This is a genomic window from Pseudomonas sp. GW821-FHT03A09 (assembly GCF_059421065.1).
Window position 1 is genome coordinate 141,214 of the sequence record NZ_JBWKUX010000008.1, and the last position, 18,176, is coordinate 159,389.

Consider the following 18,176-nt stretch of genomic DNA (forward strand, 5'->3'; position numbering starts at 1 on the left):
ACGCCCTGGGGCGTAGCCTGAAACGGTCTCGAACTGTACGGAAACCCCGCCATGAAATCATTGCTCGCTGCCACGCTGATGCTGGTCTCCCTCAGCGCTTTTGCCCACGAACCGGTGTACAACAAGGAGTCGATCAAGGTGCTGCAAGAGCACGCCTTGACCAACGTGCCCGGCAAGAAAACCATCATGCTCACTGTGGACTATGCGCCGGGCCAGGCCACCGTGCCCCACAGCCACACCGGTACGGCCGTGGCGTATGTGCTGGAAGGCGCGATCACCTCACGGGTCAACGACGAGAAGGCAGTGACCTACAAGGTGGGCGAGTCGTTCTACGAACCCGCCGGGTCGCGGCACTTTGAATCGAGCAATGCCAGCCAGACCCAACCGGCGAAATTGCTGGTGGTGATGGTGCTGGATGACAAGGCTGAGGTGCTGACACCCTTGCCGCAGTAACCCATGTGGGAGCTGGCTTGCCTGCGATGACTGGCTACCAACCAATCCAGTTGGCGACTGACACACCGCCATCGCAGGCAAGCCAGCTCCCACAGCAGGGATTCAGGGGCGTTTGAGATCGCGCCGCAACTGCTCGATCTGTGGTCGGCAAGCGCAGCCCTCCAAGTGGTCATTGACCATGCCCATCGCCTGCATCAGCGCATACATCGTGGTTGGGCCAACGTAGGTCCAGCCACGCTTTTTCAGGGCTTTGGACAACCGTATCGACGCCGCCGAAGTCGGGTTGCCCGTCCAATAAGCCATATCCACCGTGGCCGGACGCTCCTCGTCCGTGGGTTCGAACGCCCACAGCCAACGCGCCAGCGACCCGGTTTCATCCACCAGTTCACAGGCTCTGCGCGCATTGTTGATGGCGGAAACGATCTTGGCCCGATTGCGCACGATGCCAGGATCATTCATCAAGCGTTCTATATCGGCCTCGCCATAGTGCGCCACCTGGCGAAAATCAAAGCCCTCGAATGCCGCCCGAAACTGCTCGCGCTTGCGCAAGATGGTGATCCACGCCATGCCCGCCTGAAACCCCTCCAGGCAAATCTTCTCGTACAGCTGGATATCATCCGCCACCGGCACGCCCCACTCGTGGTCGTGATAACGGGGATACTCCGGCGCCGATGTGCGCCAAGTGCAGTAAGTCAGTCCCGTTGCATCGGTGGTCAGCCCTGGTTTGTCCATCCATCACCTCTCCAGTCAAGGGACGGATGATAAGCGAAAAAATTTCCAGCCCGCCAACCGCTCAAGCCCCGCCCTTACCGACCAACTGGTCAGACCGGAACCCGTCAACCATCAAATAATTACTTGTGATTTCAAAAAATCCGGGCGTAGACTGGCCCCGCACTGGACTTACCGGTAAGACCACAACAATTAAGCCCTGGAACCACCAGGGCACCGAATAGAGATCCCTCCCATGCTCAGATGGTGCTCGCGTTCGATTTTCCTGCAAGTCGTGATTGGTCTGATCCTAGGCATAGTCTGCGGCCTGGCCCTTCCCGAATTCTCCTCGCAACTCAAACCCCTGGGTGACGGCTTTATCAAGCTGATCAAGATGCTGATTGGCCTGATTGTGTTCTGCGTGGTGGTCAGCGGGATTTCCGGTGCCGGTGACTTGAAAAAAGTCGGACGCATCGGCCTCAAGTCAGTGATCTACTTTGAAGTACTCACCACCGTAGCCTTGGTGATCGGCTTGATCATGGCCTTCAGCACCGGGATCGGCCAAGGCGCCAACATCCACCTAGAGCAGCTGTCGTCCGCGGGCTTGAATGAACTGGCCGACAAAGGCCAGCATCTGCGTAGCACCAGCCAGTTCCTGATGGACCTGATCCCAAATTCGGTGATCGGTGCCTTCGCCGACAACAACGTGCTGCAAGTGCTGCTGTTCTCGGTGCTGTTCGGTAGTGCGCTGAACCTGGTGGGCGAAGCCGCTTCCGGCATCTCGCGACTGATCAACGAACTGAGCCACATCATCTTTCGCATCATGGGCATGATCGTGCGCCTGGCACCGATTGGTGTGTTCGGCGCCATTGCCTTCACCACCAGCACCTACGGCCTGGACTCCCTGCAACACCTGGGCAGCCTAGTGGGCTTGTTCTACCTGACCTGCTTCGTCTTTGTCGCACTGGTGCTTGGGCTGGTGATGCGCCTGTCCGGCCTACGTATGCTGCCGCTGCTCAAGTACCTGCGCGAAGAACTGCTGATCGTGATGGGCACCGCCTCCTCCGACGCCGTGCTGCCGCAGATCATGCGTAAACTCGAACACTTGGGTATCGGCAGCTCCACCGTGGGCCTGGTGATTCCCACCGGGTATTCGTTCAACCTCGACGGTTTCTCGATCTACCTGACCCTGGCCATTGTGTTCATCGCCAATGCCACCGGTACGCCGCTGTCAATGACCGACTTGCTGACCATCCTGCTGGTGTCGTTGATCACGTCCAAGGGCGCCCATGGCATCCCCGGGTCGGCACTGGTGATCTTGGCGGCGACGCTCACCGCCATCCCGGCTATTCCAGTGGTCGGCCTGGTGCTGGTGTTGGCAGTGGACTGGTTCATGGGCATCGGCCGTGCCTTGACCAACCTGATCGGCAACTGCGTCGCGACCGTAGCCATCGCCCGCTGGGAGAAAGACATCGATATCCAGCGCGCCAACAAGGTGCTCGACGGCCAGCAAGGTTATGCCTTCCAGGCCAAGAAACCGGTGTTGCCGGCGCGCCAGGAGTTCTGATCCATTTTCATGGGAGACATAGGTCAAATGTGGGAGGGGGCTTGCTCCCGATTGCAGTGCGTCAGCCACCAGCTGTATCAGCTGAAATACCGCAATCGGGAGCAAGCCCCCTCCCACATTGGCTCTTCATTAGATTCACTACCGTATTTGCAACATCAAGGAGCCATCGACGTGATCAGCACCTCAACCGTCGTCAATTCAGTGGTAGAAAAGCTGCGCGCCGCCTTGGCCAGGGGCCAGTGGCGCCGGGGCGAAATGCTGCCCGGCCAGCGTGAACTGGCCGAACAGATGGGCATCAGCCGCCCCAGCCTGCGTGAAGCCGTGATCGTGCTGGAAACCCTCGGTCTGGTGCGCTCCATGCCCGGCAAGGGCGTGGTGGTACTCGAAACCAGCGTGAGCGAGCCTCAGGCCAGCGACGCGGTGGCCGATGCCAGCCTCGAAGACATCCTGCAACTGCGCTACACCCTCGAGCCCTTCATCGTCGGCCTGGTGGCCCAGTCCATCAGCAGCAAGGAGGTCGGCCAGTTGCGCCTGACCCTGATGGACATGCGCGAGGCCCTCGACGCTGGGGATGCCGAAGCCGGCATGAACGCCTACATCGGCTTCCATGAAGAACTGTTCGCTCTCACCTCCAACCCGATCTTCCAGAACGTGGTGCAACAAACCAGCAACGCCCTCAAACAGAGCGCCCAGGTGCTACGCAATTCCCCCGAACACTTGGCAGAACGCCTGCAGGAAAATGAAGCCGTGGTGCGCGCCATCCGTAACAAGAACAGCGCCCTGGCCAGTGCCGAAATGCGCCGCCATATCCTTCAGGAAGGCCTGCGTATGGGTATTCGCTTGAACATCCCGGACGACCATCTGGGCAGCTGATTTTTTGGAGACCGGCCATGACCGCCCACGCCCAGCAACGTAATTCTGTCACCGTAACCCCGCCCGCCATGCGCTTGGTGGCAGGTAAAAAGCCTTCGGTGGACGATATCTACCCACGCTTGTTCGACGCCATTCTCGAGCAACGCATCGCGCCGTCCAGCCGCTTTACCGAAGAAAGCCTGGGCGACACGTTTGGCGTGAGCCGTAGCGTGATTCGTCGTGTATTGGCCAAGCTGTCCCATCAGCAAGTGATCATTCTGCGGCCCAACCAGCGTGCCCAGGTGGCGACGCCGGATGCGCAGCAGACGCGGCAGATCCTCGAGGCGCGGCGGATGACCGAGATTACTGTTGTGCAACTGGCCTGTACCCAGGCCACACCGGTGCAAATCCGCCAATTGCGCGAGCTGATCGGCCGCGAGCGGGACTGCATCGAACGCGACCAGCGCGGCCCGGCGATTCGGTTGTCGGGGGAGTTTCATCTGCAATTGGCCGCGATTGCCGGGAATGCGCCGCTGGCGCAGTTTCTCAACAGCCTGGTACCGTTGACCTCGCTGGTCATTGCCCAGTTTGAAGCGAAAGCCTGCATCTACTGTGCGTGGCAGAAGCATAGGGCGATTGTCGAAGCCGTCGAACAAAGGGACTCAGCCACTGCAGTAGCGCTGATGACCCAACACCTGGACCACCTGGAAAGCAAATTGCTGAAACACCACTGATTCCCAGGTGAATACAGCTCCCACACCAGCGCTAAAGCGGACTACTGTATATACGGCGTAATCGCGATCAAGGTGCGTATTTGCTGACAGAGCAGGCCAGCTAAAATTTGCACAATACGGGCTTTTCAGAAAGCATCAAACACGGACGAACACCTCAATGCAAGCCCTGGCCTTTACGCTGATAGCAACTCTTTTGACCCCCCTTGCACAGGCGGGTAATGAGTCGACAGCCCCTCAAATCATCACTCCAGCGCACCCCGTCTGGTTGCTTGAACGGCCCTACCCGGACGGCCCGATGTTGACAGCTCGTACTTTTGGTGACAGCGCTCACGGCGACTTCCATACCAATGCCAACCTGGAAATCAGCTGTCACCCACAGAACCCTGCTGCCAGCCTTAGCCTGCAAATCTCACCGCAATCGCTGGGCTTCGACAGCGACCCGTTTGAAGGCCCGGATGCCAGTGCAAACGGTCCGTTGCGTATTACCGCGGGAACACGCGCTGCCATCGAGGTTTCGGCCAATGGTGTTTGGACCCATGGCGGGGTGCTTCAAGTCGGTACGATCTTTGCGCTCAATGCCGACATACCGCAAACCGAGCTGGCTTACTGGACCAGTGACGCCTCGCGGGGGCAAACACTGACACTGTCGTTGGCACCCGCTAGCACCAGCGGTAAACCGTTGACTGCAACGTTCACGCTGCCGGAAAACAACAGCATGTTGAAAAAAGCCATCCGGCCTTGCCTGAGCACCGCTGCGCCTTAGTAGAGGGGATCCAACTGTGGGAGCTGGCTTGCCTGCGATGGCGGCGGGTCAGCCAATCATTTATCTACTGATAAACTGCTATCGCAGGCAAGCCAGCTCCCACACTGACTGCGCTCCAGATTCAACAAAAAGCCCCCGCATCTCACGATACGAGGGCTTTCGTTTTACCGAGGGATCAAGCCGGTTGCAGCACCGACTGACCGCTCAACGCCAAGTCCAGCAACTCACGGTTGGCCACTGCGTACATGGCGTAGTCCGTGCCGACCGCAGCACGGATTTCCACCATCATCGCGACCCAACGATCAGCCATGTCCTTGTGCTGCTCAAGCCACAGGGCCACACGGGCTTCCATGTCTTGTGGCGCGTCGGCCATTTGCAGGACGGAGATGGTGATCGCGCGTTGTTGCCAGTCCACGTCATCGCGGAAGGCTTCGCGGGCCTGGGCCTGCCAGTTGTTGGCCACTGGCAGATCGCTGATCTGCTGCAGGTACCAAGACAAGCCCAGGGCGCTACCCACGGCAAAGTAGGCCTTGGCCACTTCGGCGGCGTCATGCCCGGTCACGTCGGCGGCTTCGATGATTGGCAACAAGGTGTACAGGTGAGTCGTCCCTGCGACCATGCGTGCCAACAACTCCGGTACACCTGCCGAGACATAACCCTGATAACGGTTTTGCCATTCTTCGCGGGTCGGCCCTTCCAACAGTTCGTCGAGTTTAAGGCCCAGTGCAGCCAGGTGCGGACCGAAGTGCGCGACATCACGCCCAGCGTTCTGCTCGTTACGACGGCTGCGCAGGAACCAGCGTGTAGCACGACGACCCAGGCGCATCAGTTCATCCATCAGCTCCAGTTGCACATCGGCCGACACCTTGTAGTCCAAGGCTTCAATCTGACGGAACCAGTGCGGGAGATGGAAAATGTCGCGCACGATCACATAAGCGCCGGCCACGTTCGCCGGGCTCATGCCGGTCGACTCTTTGAGTCGTTGAACGAAGGTGATGCCCATGTGGTTGACCAGGTCGTTGGCGATCTGGGTGCTGACAATCTCACGCTTGAGGCGGTGACGACGCATCGCCTCGCCGAACTTGGCGACCAGGCTCGGTGGGAACGCGGTCTCCATGTCACGGGTCAGGTAGTCGTCATCCGGTACCAGGGACTTGAGCAGCGCTTCCTTGAGGTCGATCTTGCTGTACGAGATCAGCACCGACAGTTCCGGACGGGTCAGGCCCTTGCCGTTGGCGGCGCGCTCGGTGAGCTGCTCCTCGGTCGGCAGGTACTCGATGGCGCGGTCAAGCTTGCCACGGCCTTCCAGGTCGCTCATCAGGCGCTTGTACTCGGCGGCACGCTCGTAGGCACGGCGTGCAGCCAGGGACAGGGCCTGGGTTTGCTTGTAGTTGTTGCCCAACACCAGGCCGCCGACTTCGTCAGTCATGCTCGCCAGCAACTGGTTGCGTTGCTTGTCGGTCATGTCACCGGCCTGCACCACTTCGTTGAGCAGGATCTTGATGTTCACTTCGTGGTCGGAGCAGTCCACACCACCAGCGTTGTCGATGAAGTCAGTGTTGGAACCGCCACCATTGAGGCCGAATTCCACACGACCCAGTTGGGTCATGCCGAGGTTACCGCCCTCGCCCACTACCTTGCAGCGCAGTTCGTTACCGTTCACGCGCAGGGCGTCGTTGGCCTTGTCGCCCACGTCGGCATGGCTCTCGGTGCTGGCCTTGACGTAGGTGCCGATACCGCCGTTCCACAACAGGTCCACCGGCGCCTTGAGCAAGGCGTTCAGCAGCTCGGTCGGAGTCAGTTTGTCGGCCGAAATGTCGAAGCGCTCTTTCATCTGTGGCGAGATGGCGATGCTCTTCGCGCTTCGCGAGAAGATACCGCCGCCTTCGGACATGATGCTGGTGTCGTAGTCGCTCCAGGCCGAGCGCGGCAGCTCGAACATGCGCTGACGCTCGACGAAGCTGGTGGCCGGGTTCGGGTTCGGGTCGATGAAGATATGCAAGTGGTTGAAGGCCGCGACCAGTTGCAGCTTGTCGGACATCAACAGGCCATTACCGAACACGTCACCGGCCATGTCGCCGACGCCCACCACGGTGATGCTGTCTTCCTGCACGTTGATGCCGCGCTCGCGGAAATGGCGCTGCACGCCGACCCACGCGCCCTTGGCGGTGATGCCCATTTTCTTGTGGTCGTAACCAGCAGAACCACCAGAGGCGAACGCATCACCCAGCCAGAAGCCGTAGTCGATGGCGATGCCGTTGGCGATGTCGGAGAAGGTCGCAGTGCCCTTGTCCGCCGCCACTACCAGGTACGGGTCATCGTCGTCATGGCGCACGACGTTGGCCGGTGGCACCAGGGCGCCGTCCTTCAGGTTGTCGGTGATATCCAACAGGCCGGAGATGAAGATGCGGTAGCAGGCGATGCCCTCGGCCGCGATTTCGTCCCGGGTGCCGCCCAATGGCAGGCGACGCGGCAGGAAGCCGCCCTTGGCGCCCACCGGCACGATCACCGAGTTCTTCACTTGCTGGGCCTTTACCAGGCCGAGCACTTCGGTACGGAAGTCTTCTTCACGGTCGGACCAACGCAGACCACCACGGGCAACGTTGCCGAAGCGCAGGTGCACGCCTTCAACGCGCGGCGAGTACACGAAGATTTCAAACTTCGGCACCGGCTTTGGCAGCTCGGGAATGGCACGCGGGTCGAACTTGAAGCTGAAGTACGATTTGTTCTGGCCGTTGGCATCGGTCTGGTAGAAGTTGGTGCGCAGGGTCGCCTTGATCAGGTCCAGGTAGCGACGCAGGATACGGTCTTCGTTGAGCACCTGAACATCGTCCAGAGCAGTGAGAATCGCTTGTTCCAGGCGTTGCTGCTTGTCTTCCAGGTCGTCGGCGGTGAGCTTGCGTGCCAGATAGAAGCGGGTCTTGAACAACCGGGTCAACTCGCGAGCGATGTCGGTGTGGTTGTTCAAGGTGGTAGCGATGTAACCCAGGTCGAAGCCCAGGCGGATCTGCTTCAGGTAACGGGCGTAGGCACGCAGCAGCGCGACGTCACGCCATGGCAGGCCAGCGGTCAGCACCAAGCGATTGAACGCATCGTTCTCCGCGTCGCCATGCACGATGTGCACGAACGCGTCCTGCAGCGTGTCGTTGAGTTGCTGGATGTCCAGGTTCACGCCTTCGGCAGCAGTGAACGCGAAATCATGGATCCAGAACTCACGGCCATTGGCGTGGCGCAGGCGGTACGGGAACTCGCCCAGCACACGCAGGCCGAGGTTTTCCAGGATCGGCAGCACGTCGGACAGCGCCAACGGGGTATCGGCGTGATACAGCTTGCAATGCAGTTCACGCTGGCCGACCTGCCCCAACGGCTGGTAGAAGCTCATGACCAGCGGGTTGGCCTCGCTGAGGCTGTTCAGGTGCTGCATGTCGACCACAGCCGAATGCGCGGCGAAACGTTCGCGGTAGCCAGCCGGGAAACCTTTCGGGAAATCCGCCAGCACGTTGGTGCCCTGGGCTTCGCCGAAGCTTTCCACCACCAGCGCGGCGTAGTCGTCCTGCCAGCTGCGGCAGGCTTGCACCACTTCTTTTTCCAGCTGGACAGGGTCGATGTCCAGGCGGTTCTTCGGGTCGACCCGCAGGATCAGTTGCACACGGGCCAGCACGGATTCGGAGAAGAACGTCCAGAACTCGCAGTCCGAAGCCTTCAGGCGATCCATCAGCACTTGCTGGATCTTCTGGCGCACTTCGGTGGAATAAATGTCACGCGGCACGTAGGCCAGGCAGTAGCAGAAACGACCGTACGGGTCTTTGCGCAGGAACACGCGGATCTTGTTGCGTTCCTGGATCTGCACGATGGACATCACGGTGCTGAACAGCTCGTCGACCGGAGTCTGGAACAGGTCATCACGGGGCAGCACTTCGACGACTTGCGCCAGCTCCTTGCCCAAGTGCGCCTTGGCCTGGAAGCCCGAACGGCGTTCGATCTCGGCCACTTTGCGACGGATATACGGAATCACACGCACGCTTTCGCCGTACACCGAAGAGGTGTAGAGGCCCATGAAGCGGTGTTCCTTGATGACTTTGCCGCTGGCATCGATTTCGCGGATCGACACGTAGTCCGGGTAAGCCGGGCGGTGCACACGGCTCGGGTGCGCGGCCTTGGCGAACGACAGCACGGTCGGTTCACGCAGGTAGGCCACGGCGTAGTCTTCGATGCGGGTGTCTTCAGCGGTAAGGCCGGCACGCAGCAGCTTGGTCAGACCGAGGAAGGAGCTGGTGTCATATTCGATATGACCGCCATCCGCCTCGTCACGTACCACAAACTCTTCATAGCCCAGGAAAGTGAAGTGGTTGCCCACCAGCCATTCGAGGAAGTTCTTGATCTCGGCTTTTTCTTCGCCGTCGATGCTGAACTTGCTCGCATCGATACCGGCCAGCAGGTCCTGGACCTTGGCTTTCATCGGTTCGAAATCGGCCACGGCTACGCGCACTTCGCCCAACACCTGCTCAAGCTCTTTGCTCAGCACGTTCAGTTCGGCGGCGTTGGCACAGCGGTCGATTTCCAGGTACATCAGCGATTCTTGCTGGATGCCTTCGCCCTGGGTGCCTTTTGGCAGGATTTCCAGCAACTCGCCCTTGGCGCCACGACGCACGCTGAGCACGGTGGTTTGCAGGGTGTGAATGCTGTAGCCACGGCGGTTCAGTTCGGTACGGACCGAGTCCACCAGGAATGGCAGGTCATGGTGCAACACTTCGACCGCGGTATGGGTCGACTGCCAGCCATGACGTTCGTAATCGGGGTTGTAGACCCGCACTTGCGGTTGGGAGTGGTCAAAGCGCTCAAGCAGGCGCCAGGCAGACAGGGTGCAACCGGCCAGGTCGGAAAGGCGACGTTGGGTCAGTTCGTCCAGGGAAATAATGCCGAAGAATTGTTCAGCGAACAGCGCCACTTGTGGCAGTGCCTGTTCACTGATGTGCTGCGCCAGTGCCGCTTGCAGTTGATGCTGGAAGTCGGCCTTGCTGGCTGCGGTGAAGAACGCCATCTGTGGTACTCCGCTTGGGCTTGTTATTGATGGAAGCGTCGCGTGTTATCCCCTTGCGGGGAGACCGTCGGCTCTGTTCGCACTTAGTGACAGTAAGCACCATAAACGAATCAGGGTGACAGGTGGGTGAAGCTGGACAAGACAATGAGGTCACATGCAACTTCCATAAGATGTATCCCGTATCGGAGGACGGTACGACGGGCAGGTCAGACTCCCGGCACAGGGCACATCCGTTGCGCAGCTTAACGAGTGTAGGAAGACAGCTGCTTGCGGCGCTGCGACATATTCGGTCATCGGTAAGCAGGCTCGCGGTTGCGACTTGGGCAACCCGGATTTCCCGGAAGAAAAACACGGGACTTCCGAGCCTGCGAGTACCGGAAATGACTGATTCAACCCGTCAGGTCATGCGGTGAATCTGACACATGAAGCAGCACAAAATTCGCCGCAATGGCACAATTGCCCACATTCCGCCCTACCCCTTACAGGATTCTCCATGCTGCAGCTGAAAACCGACGCACTCATGGTCACGCCGTGTGACGAAGAAGAAGACAACATGGCCATGCTCTGCTGCCACGGCAAAAGCGGCGAAATGTTCATGCTCACCCGTTACCCGGACGAGGACGAAGTGGAGCTGACCTGGGATTACGAGCCGTCGACCCTGGACGGGTTGAAGGTCACCTTGAGCGACACCACCCTGCTGATTGAACTGGCTGCCGGTGATGCCGACGCCTTGGGTGGCAAGGACCAGTTGCAGATCAGCCACGCCACCGCGGCGTCGGACCTGGCCGAAGTCGAGGAAACCCTGCAAAACATCCTCAAAGGCACCGGCACCTTCACCCGAATTTAAGCCACACAAGAGATCAAATGTGGGGCTGGCTTGCCTGCGATGGCATCAACGGGATACTCCAGATACACCGAGGTGCCTGCATCGCAGGCAAGCCAGCTCCCACACGGACCGAGCCCCATCCGTAAAATTTGTGCTCTACACACAAAAATCCTACAAGTTTTCCTAAAATACCCCGCGCGCCGTTAGTCGCCACACCCTGCGATGCATTAAAGTAAGCCACCCTAGCCCGGCGTTTTGACTCGACCCCAGGGCTCATCTCTCCAGGAACCGTCATCGATGGAACATCGTGAAGCGCTGCTCGCGCTGCGAACCTTTCTTTCTACGCAGATTCTCGGCCAGGAAAAACTCATCGATCGCCTGCTGATCGCCTTGCTCGCCGATGGCCATATGCTGGTAGAAGGCGCGCCGGGCCTGGCCAAGACCAAGGCGATCAAAGAGCTGGCCGAAGGCATCGAAGCGCAGTTCCATCGTATCCAGTTCACCCCCGACCTGTTGCCCGCCGACATCACCGGCACCGAAATCTATCGCCCGGAAACCGGCAGCTTCGTGTTCCAGCAAGGGCCGATCTTCCACAACCTGGTACTGGCGGACGAAATCAACCGTGCCCCGGCCAAGGTGCAATCAGCCTTGCTGGAAGCCATGGCCGAGCGTCAAGTCAGCGTCGGCCGCAGCACTTACGAGCTGTCGCCGCTGTTCCTGGTGATGGCCACGCAAAACCCCATCGAGCAGGAAGGCACCTACCCGCTGCCCGAAGCCCAGCTCGACCGCTTCCTGATGCACGTCAAGATCGGCTTTCCGGATGCCGCCGTGGAGCGCCGTATCCTGCAACAGGCCCGTGGCGAAGCGCTCAACGGCGAAACCAAGCCAGAACGCCGCGTCAGCCAACAGGCCATCTTCGCCGCCCGCAAGGAAATCCTCGGCCTGTACATGGCCGACGCGGTGGAGGAATACCTGGTGCAACTGGTCATGGCCACGCGCACACCGGCCAAGTTCGACCCGGAAATGGCCGAGTGGATCGCCTACGGCGCCAGCCCACGTGGCTCCATCGCCCTTGACCGCTGCGCCCGCGCCCACGCCTGGCTGGCCGGCCGAGACTTCGTGAGCCCGGAAGATATCCAGGCGGTGCTGTTCGACGTGCTGCGCCATCGCATCATCCTGTCGTTCGAGGCCGAAGCCGCCGGCGTTGACCAGGACCGTGTGGTACAGCGCATTCTCGACGTCGTTGCCGTCGCTTGAGCCCCATGAACGCAGGCGATGGTATCCGCGTCACCCTCAGCGAATTGATCGAGATGCGCCATCGCGTGCGGGAAGTGCAGTTGTTTTCCACGCCGAGCCAACGCAGCCCGTTGATCGGCCTGCACCACTCCAAGCTGCGTGGGCGTGGGGTCGATTTCGATCAGGTGCGCGTGTACCAGGCTGGCGATGACGTACGTACCATCGACTGGCGCGTGACAGCACGTACCCAGGAGCCGCACACCAAACTGTTCCATGAAGAACGCGAACGCCCGATCTTTATCATGGTGGAGCAAAGCTGCCGGTTGTTTTTCGGCTCGGGCAAAATGTTCAAGTCGGTACTCGCCGCGCAAGCCGCCAGCCTGATTGGTTGGGCCGCGCTGGGGCACAACGATCGCGTCGGCGGGCTGGTATTCGGTGACAGCGAGCACTACGAAATCAAGCCACGACGCAGCAAGCAAAGCCTGCTGCAATTGCTCAACCGTTTGGTACGGGTCAACCAGAGCCTGAACACCGAGAGCCGCCCGGAAGCCGACGCCCTTGGCATGGCCCTGCGCCGTGGGCGCGAAGTACTGCGCCCCGGCAGCCTGGTGATTGTGATCTGCGATGAGCGCGCCCTCACCGAAGGCGCCGAACAGCAGTTGAGTTTGCTGTCACGCCATTGCGACCTGCTGCTGCTGCCGATCTCCGACCCGCTGGACCACGCCCTGCCCGCCGCGGGGCTGCTGCGTTTCGCCGAGCGTGGCGCACAACTGGAACTGGACACGCTGAACTTTGACCTGCGCCAAGCCTACAAAGCCCAGGCCGAAGCCCGTATCGCGCACTGGGAACTGCTCGCACAGAAGCTGCGGGTGCTGCTGATGCCCTTGAGCACCCAGAGTGAAATGGTCGAGCAACTGCGCGAATACCTCAACCCGCAACGCCCGGTTAAAAAGCAATGAGCAGCCTCGACCAACTGCAACCGCTGATCGCCCCGCCGGCCATTGGGTTCTGGCCTCCCGCGCCGGGCTGGTGGCTGTTACTGCTGGTGATTCCGCTGCTCGGTTGGGGGCTGTGGTCGCTGCGCCGCTTCTTGCCCAAGCGCCGCCCCGTGGCCCGCGCCGAACAGCCCTTGGACCCGTTGCGCATCGCCGCCCTCGCGGAGCTGGCCCTGATGCCCAAACCCTATGATGGCGCCCCGGCCGGGGCCTGGCTGCAGCAGCTCAATGGCCTGCTCAAGCGCCTGTGCCGCAACGACTACCCCTACAGCCAGAGCCACACACTCAACGGCCGCAAATGGCTGGCCTTTCTCGACAACCGCTGCCCTGCGGCGGGCCTGACCCGCTGGATGGTATTGGTGGAAGGCGCCTACAAACCTGAATGCAAACTCGACGACAAAGCCATCGCCGGCCTGACCCAAGCCGTCGACACCTGGATTCGCAAACATGTTTGAGTTCGCCTGGCCGTGGATCTTCGCCCTGTTGCCATTGCCTTGGTTGATGCGCTTTATCCTGCCCGTCGCCGACAGCGGCGAACCCGCGCTGAAGGTCAGCTACCTCGCCGACCTCGAAGGCCTGGCCCGCCGTCGTGCGCGAGTGAACCTGCCGGGCTGGCGCCAGCAAGCGCCGTTCGTGGTGCTGTGGCTGCTGCTGTTGACTGCTGCCGCCCGCCCCGAATGGCTCGGCGAACCGCTGCCGATTGCCGCCAGTGGCCGCGACCTGCTGGTGGCGGTCGACGTGTCCGGCTCCATGGATTTCCCCGACATGCATTGGCAGGACGACGACGTCAGCCGCCTCAGCCTGGTGCAGCACTTGCTCGGGGACTTCCTCGAAAGCCGCGAAGGCGACCGCGTGGGTCTGATCCTGTTCGGCAGCCAAGCCTACCTGCAAGCACCGCTGACCTTCGACCGCCGCACCGTGCGCACCTGGCTGGATGAGGCGCGCATTGGCATCGCCGGCAAGAACACCGCCATCGGTGACGCCATCGGCCTGGCCTTGAAACGTCTGCGCCAACGCCCGGCGCAAAGCCGCGTGCTGATCCTGGTCACCGACGGTGCCAACAACGCCGGGCAAATCGACCCGTTGACCGCCGCGCGCCTGGCGGCCGAGGAAGGCGTGAAAATCTACCCGATCGGTATCGGCGCCGACCCTGAGCAAACCGGCTCCGTAGGCATCCTTGGCGTCAATCCGAGCCTGGATCTGGATGAACCTGCGCTAAAGGCCATCGCCGAAGCCACCGGTGGCCGCTACTTCCGCGCCCGCGACGGCGACGAACTGCAAAAGATCAAGGAAACCCTCGACCAGCTTGAGCCCGTGGCGCAACAACCGACCCAGGCCCGCCCGGCCCAGGCGTTGTACAGCGCGCCACTGGCCCTGGCCTTGATCTTGAGCATGTTATTGGTGATCCAGGAACGCTGGCCCAACAACGCCTTGCAACGGGCCTTCGACAAACTCTCGACCAAGGGCATCTTCCTGCAACAGCATCCAGAATGGCGCCAACGCCTTAAACGCCTGCGTTTGCGGAGGCGTCGATGATCGACCTGTGGCCACACTGGTTCCGCCCCTGGTGGCTGTTGCTGCTGCCGCTGCTCGGTTGGCTGCTATGGCAGCTGTGGCATCGGCAAAAACGTGCCGGACGCTGGCAGATGATCCTGCCACCCGCGTTTCACGCGGTGTTGCTCAGTGGTGGCAGCGGGCGCGAGAGCAAAACACCGTGGGTGGTACTGGGCATCGCCTGGCTGCTGGCAGTACTGGCGCTGCTTGGCCCCAGTTGGCAGAGAGTCGAACAGTCCAGCCAGAAACCGGCCGACCCGCTGGTGGTATTGCTGGAACTGACCCCGGAAATGCTCGCCACCGACAGCCCGCCCAATCGCCTGGAGCAGGCGCGCCGCAAGCTCTATGACTTGTTGCAGGCACGGGACAACGCGCCGACGGCCATCGTGGTGTATGCCGGCAGCGCCCACACCCTGGTCCCGTTGTCGGACGACCTGGGCACCAGCCGCAACCTGCTGGAAGCCTTGCGCCCCTCGATCATGCCCGAAGCCGGCCATCGCGCCGATCTGGCGGTGGACAAAGCCCTGGACCTGCTCAAGCAAGGCGGCCTCGGCCAGGGGCGCCTGCTGCTGGTGGGCTCTTCACTGTCGAAGCAGGAACGCCAGGGTATCCGCCTCCTGCTACAAGGTGCACAGGCCCCGGCCTTGTCAATCCTCGGCATCGGCAGCCGCGAAGGCACTCCCGTTACCCAGGAGAGTGGCGAATTCCTCAAGGATGATCAGGGCGCGATCCTGGTACCGCGCCTCGACAGCCCGACCCTCAAGGCCTTCGCCAGTGAAATGGGTGGCCGCTACCGCGCTGCGCGACTGGATGACAAAGACCTGCGCCAACTCGGCCTGCTCGATGGCCCGCAGTCCATGCGTAACGACGGCCAACTGCTGCACCTCGACACTTGGGCCGACCAGGGTTACTGGCTGCTCCTGCCGCTACTGCTGCTGGCCGCCTGCGCCGGGCGTCGCGGTTGGCTGTTCTGTCTGCCCCTGCTGTTGCTGGGTGCGCCGCAACCGAGCTATGCCTTTGAACTCCAGGACTTGTGGCTGCGCCCCGACCAACAAGGCCAGTACCTGCTCAAACACAAGCGCCCCGCCGAAGCCGCCGAACGCTTTGAAGACCCGCAATGGCAAGGCGTGGCGCTGTACGAAGCCGGCAACTATGCCGAAGCGATCAAACGCTTTGCCGAAGGTAATGACGCCTACTCCCACTATAATCGCGGTAATGCGCTGGCCAGATCCGGCGAACTGGAGGCGGCGATTGACGCCTACGAACAAGCCTTGGAAGCCCAGCCCGACCTGCAGCCAGCGTTGAAAAACAAGGCACTGGTGGAAAGCCTGATCCGGGAACAGTCCCAAACCAAGCCTGCCGAGCCGGCCAAAAACGAGGATGACGAAACCACCCAACCCGGCCAAACTGCGCAACCGGGTGCCAGTGGGCAAAGCAATACCGGTGGCGAACAGTCCGCCCAAGGCCAGGGCGAAGCCGGTAACACCGACAGCCAGGCAGGCACTTCGCCAAAAGCCGGCGGCAACGAGGTGCCGGGCAGCGAATTGGGCGATGAACAAACCACCACACCGCCGCTGCGCCCCTCCGATGCCAGCCTTGACGGTGAACATCGTCAGGCCCTGGAGCAATGGCTGCGGGAGATTCCGGACAACCCCGGTGAACTGCTGCGCCGCAAATTCTGGTATGAACAGCAACAACATCAGGACAAGACTCGATGAGCCGCCGCACCACCCTTCTGCTCCTGCTCGCGTTATCGGCAGGCCACGTCCAGGCGGCGAACCTGGTCGCCAGCGTCGACCGCAGCCGCGTCAATTCCGGGGAGACGGTGGAGCTGACGGTGGAGTCCAGCGACGTCACGCAGTTCGGCAAACCGGACCTGTCGCCCCTGGATGCGCAATTCGAAGTCAGCGGCACGCGCCAGATCAACCAGCTCACCACCCTGGGCGGCGATAACCACGCCACCACGCGCTGGATCATCACCTTGCTGCCCAAGGAAAACGGCACCGTGGTGATTCCACCACTGCAAGTGGGCGAGCTGAAGACCCAACCGATCAGCCTGCAGGTGGTAGAAACCGCCAGCCAGAACACCAGCGCCGAACTGGCCCCGGTGTTCATCGAAGCCAACCTCGACCAGAACAGCGTGTACGTCCAGGCCCAGGCCTTGTTGACGGTGCGCGTGTACCACTCCGTGTCGCTGTATGACGACAGCAGCATGACGCCGCTGCAGATTCCCGATGCCCGCATCGAGCAGTTGGGCGAGTCACGTACCTACGAAAAAGTCATCAACAGCATCCGACATGGCGTGATCGAAACCCGCTACGCGATCTATCCGCAACACAGCGGGGCCCTGGTCATTCCGACGCAGACGTTCAGCGCCACGCTGGTGGAAGCGCGCCCGCCGCAAGAAAACACGCTGCAGGGCACCAAGCCGGGCAAACTCATCCACGTCAGCTCGGCCGAGCTGCCGTTGACGGTCAGGCCCAAGCCGGAGCTGTACCCGGCCGATGCGCCCTGGTTGCCCGCACGCAGCCTGACCCTGACGGAAAGTTGGAACCCCGAGCCTGATCACGTTCAGGTCGGCGATTCCCTGACCCGCAGCCTCACGATCAAGGCCGAAGGCCTGTCGAGCGCGCAGCTGCCGGGGCTGCCCAGCACCGATGCCAATGGCTTGCGCCGCTATCCCGACCAACCGGTGCTGGGCAACCAGAACAACGACCGTGGCCTGATCGGCAGCCGTGAAGATCGCGAAGCACTGGTCCCCACCCGCGCTGGCGCCCTGGAGCTACCGGAGGTTGAGGTGGTGTGGTGGAACACCCACGAAGACCACCTCGAGCGCACCCGTCTGCCTGCTCGCACCCTGCAAGTAGCCACCAACCCGAGCCTGGTGCTGGACACTCCCGCCACGCCGACCGTCATCACCGCGCCTGACGATGACCGCCTGTGGCTGTGGCAACTCAGCACACTGATCCTGGCGTGCACAACCCTGCTGGGCTTCGGCCTGTGGTGGCGTGCGCGCCGGCAACCCGCCGTACAACGCGCCGCGCAAACCGGCCCGAGCCCACGCAGCCTGCTCGACGACCTCAAGCGCGCCACCCAGGCCAACGACCCTCAGGCTACGCGCCAGGCACTGGACGCATGGGCGCGGCAACAGCCGGAAACCCTGGCCGACATGGCTGCGCGGTTTATCCCATTGTCGGATGCGCTGGATGGGTTGAACGGTGCGCTGTACAGCGAGAGCGGCCAATATTGGCTGGGCGAAGACCTGTGGCGCGCCGTCAAAGCCATCCCGATGACCGAGCGCACCCAGGACCCGGCCACCGACACCACCAGCTTGCCGCCGCTCTACCCCAAGTAACTCTTCTATGTGAGAGGGGGCTTGCTCCCGATAGCGGTGGGTCAGCTACAGATAAGCTGACTGACACGCCGCCATCGGGAGCAAGCCCCCTC

Annotated in this window: 14 protein-coding genes; 12 read left to right on the forward strand and 2 right to left on the reverse strand. The window is 61.5% G+C overall.

Annotated elements, in window-relative coordinates; all coding sequences use genetic code 11:
• The first annotated feature begins 51 nt into the window (after nt 1-51).
• Nucleotides 52-453: a cupin domain-containing protein gene (locus AC07V4_RS16540; RefSeq protein WP_492637495.1), complete on the forward strand. Its 402-nt coding sequence runs from the start codon at nt 52-54 to the stop codon at nt 451-453.
• A gap of 102 nt (nt 454-555) precedes the next feature.
• On the opposite strand, the gene AC07V4_RS16545 is transcribed toward AC07V4_RS16540, so the two are convergent.
• The gene (locus AC07V4_RS16545; protein ID WP_492637496.1) at nt 556-1,185 is read right to left on the reverse strand and encodes a DNA-3-methyladenine glycosylase I; all 630 of its coding nucleotides are present in this window, start codon (nt 1,183-1,185) and stop codon (nt 556-558) included.
• A gap of 217 nt (nt 1,186-1,402) precedes the next feature.
• On the opposite strand from AC07V4_RS16545, the gene AC07V4_RS16550 reads away from it, so the two are divergent.
• From AC07V4_RS16550 to AC07V4_RS16565, 4 genes are all read left to right on the forward strand, one after another.
• Nucleotides 1,403-2,728, forward strand: a complete 1,326-nt coding sequence (locus AC07V4_RS16550) for a C4-dicarboxylate transporter DctA (protein ID WP_492637598.1) — start codon at nt 1,403-1,405, stop codon at nt 2,726-2,728.
• 171 nt (nt 2,729-2,899) lie between these two features.
• Nucleotides 2,900-3,601: a FadR/GntR family transcriptional regulator gene (locus AC07V4_RS16555; protein ID WP_159956013.1), complete on the forward strand. Its 702-nt coding sequence runs from the start codon at nt 2,900-2,902 to the stop codon at nt 3,599-3,601.
• Between the two features lie 17 nt (nt 3,602-3,618).
• Nucleotides 3,619-4,314, forward strand: coding sequence for a GntR family transcriptional regulator (locus AC07V4_RS16560; RefSeq protein WP_492637497.1), 696 nt, complete (start codon nt 3,619-3,621; stop codon nt 4,312-4,314).
• Between the two features lie 295 nt (nt 4,315-4,609).
• On the forward strand, nt 4,610-5,077 hold the full coding sequence (locus tag AC07V4_RS16565; protein WP_492637498.1) for a hypothetical protein: 468 nt from the start codon (nt 4,610-4,612) through the stop codon (nt 5,075-5,077).
• A 175-nt stretch (nt 5,078-5,252) separates the two neighbouring features.
• Here the strand turns inward: AC07V4_RS16565 and AC07V4_RS16570 are convergent, their stop codons facing one another.
• Nucleotides 5,253-10,118 (reverse strand): NAD-glutamate dehydrogenase, encoded by a 4,866-nt coding sequence (locus tag AC07V4_RS16570; RefSeq protein WP_492637499.1) that lies wholly within the window; start codon nt 10,116-10,118, stop codon nt 5,253-5,255.
• A gap of 493 nt (nt 10,119-10,611) precedes the next feature.
• Here AC07V4_RS16570 and AC07V4_RS16575 point away from each other — a divergent pair, with 493 nt between their 5' ends.
• The 7 genes from AC07V4_RS16575 (at nt 10,612) to AC07V4_RS16605 (ending at nt 18,084) form a co-directional block, all read left to right on the forward strand.
• Nucleotides 10,612-10,965, forward strand: a complete 354-nt coding sequence (locus tag AC07V4_RS16575) for a hypothetical protein (protein WP_492637500.1) — start codon at nt 10,612-10,614, stop codon at nt 10,963-10,965.
• Nucleotides 10,966-11,241: 276 nt separating this feature from the next.
• Nucleotides 11,242-12,201 carry an AAA family ATPase gene (locus AC07V4_RS16580; protein ID WP_020301524.1) on the forward strand — a complete coding sequence of 320 codons (960 nt, stop codon included), beginning with the start codon at nt 11,242-11,244 and terminating at the stop codon, nt 12,199-12,201.
• A gap of 5 nt (nt 12,202-12,206) precedes the next feature.
• Entirely contained in the window at nt 12,207-13,139 is a 933-nt protein-coding gene (locus tag AC07V4_RS16585; RefSeq protein WP_431751260.1) for a DUF58 domain-containing protein, read from the forward strand.
• Entirely contained in the window at nt 13,136-13,630 is a 495-nt protein-coding gene (locus AC07V4_RS16590) for a DUF4381 domain-containing protein (RefSeq protein ID WP_119739933.1), read from the forward strand. The genes AC07V4_RS16585 and AC07V4_RS16590 overlap by 4 nt, the downstream gene beginning before the upstream one ends.
• Nucleotides 13,623-14,711, forward strand: coding sequence for a vWA domain-containing protein (locus AC07V4_RS16595; RefSeq protein WP_492637501.1), 1,089 nt, complete (start codon nt 13,623-13,625; stop codon nt 14,709-14,711). Before AC07V4_RS16590 ends, AC07V4_RS16595 begins: the two co-directional genes overlap by 8 nt.
• Nucleotides 14,708-16,447 (forward strand): tetratricopeptide repeat protein, encoded by a 1,740-nt coding sequence (locus tag AC07V4_RS16600; protein ID WP_492637502.1) that lies wholly within the window; start codon nt 14,708-14,710, stop codon nt 16,445-16,447. The genes AC07V4_RS16595 and AC07V4_RS16600 overlap by 4 nt, the downstream gene beginning before the upstream one ends.
• The gene (locus AC07V4_RS16605) at nt 16,444-18,084 is read left to right on the forward strand and encodes a BatD family protein (protein ID WP_492637503.1); all 1,641 of its coding nucleotides are present in this window, start codon (nt 16,444-16,446) and stop codon (nt 18,082-18,084) included. The genes AC07V4_RS16600 and AC07V4_RS16605 overlap by 4 nt, the downstream gene beginning before the upstream one ends.
• Nucleotides 18,085-18,176 lie beyond the last annotated feature (92 nt).

Excerpts from the sequence above, each read along its gene's own strand:
- AC07V4_RS16540 (WP_492637495.1), top strand. The coding sequence starts at position 52 with ATGAAATCATTGCTCGCTGCCACGCTGATGCTGGTCTCCCTCAGCGCT.
- AC07V4_RS16545 (WP_492637496.1), bottom strand. The coding sequence starts at position 1,185 with ATGGACAAACCAGGGCTGACCACCGATGCAACGGGACTGACTTACTGC.
- AC07V4_RS16560 (WP_492637497.1), top strand. The coding sequence starts at position 3,619 with ATGACCGCCCACGCCCAGCAACGTAATTCTGTCACCGTAACCCCGCCC.
- AC07V4_RS16565 (WP_492637498.1), top strand. The coding sequence starts at position 4,610 with ATGTTGACAGCTCGTACTTTTGGTGACAGCGCTCACGGCGACTTCCAT.
- AC07V4_RS16570 (WP_492637499.1), bottom strand. The coding sequence starts at position 10,118 with ATGGCGTTCTTCACCGCAGCCAGCAAGGCCGACTTCCAGCATCAACTG.
- AC07V4_RS16575 (WP_492637500.1), top strand. The coding sequence starts at position 10,612 with ATGCTGCAGCTGAAAACCGACGCACTCATGGTCACGCCGTGTGACGAA.
- AC07V4_RS16580 (WP_020301524.1), top strand. The coding sequence starts at position 11,242 with ATGGAACATCGTGAAGCGCTGCTCGCGCTGCGAACCTTTCTTTCTACG.
- AC07V4_RS16585 (WP_431751260.1), top strand. The coding sequence starts at position 12,207 with ATGAACGCAGGCGATGGTATCCGCGTCACCCTCAGCGAATTGATCGAG.
- AC07V4_RS16590 (WP_119739933.1), top strand. The coding sequence starts at position 13,136 with ATGAGCAGCCTCGACCAACTGCAACCGCTGATCGCCCCGCCGGCCATT.
- AC07V4_RS16595 (WP_492637501.1), top strand. The coding sequence starts at position 13,623 with ATGTTTGAGTTCGCCTGGCCGTGGATCTTCGCCCTGTTGCCATTGCCT.
- AC07V4_RS16600 (WP_492637502.1), top strand. The coding sequence starts at position 14,708 with ATGATCGACCTGTGGCCACACTGGTTCCGCCCCTGGTGGCTGTTGCTG.
- AC07V4_RS16605 (WP_492637503.1), top strand. The coding sequence starts at position 16,444 with ATGAGCCGCCGCACCACCCTTCTGCTCCTGCTCGCGTTATCGGCAGGC.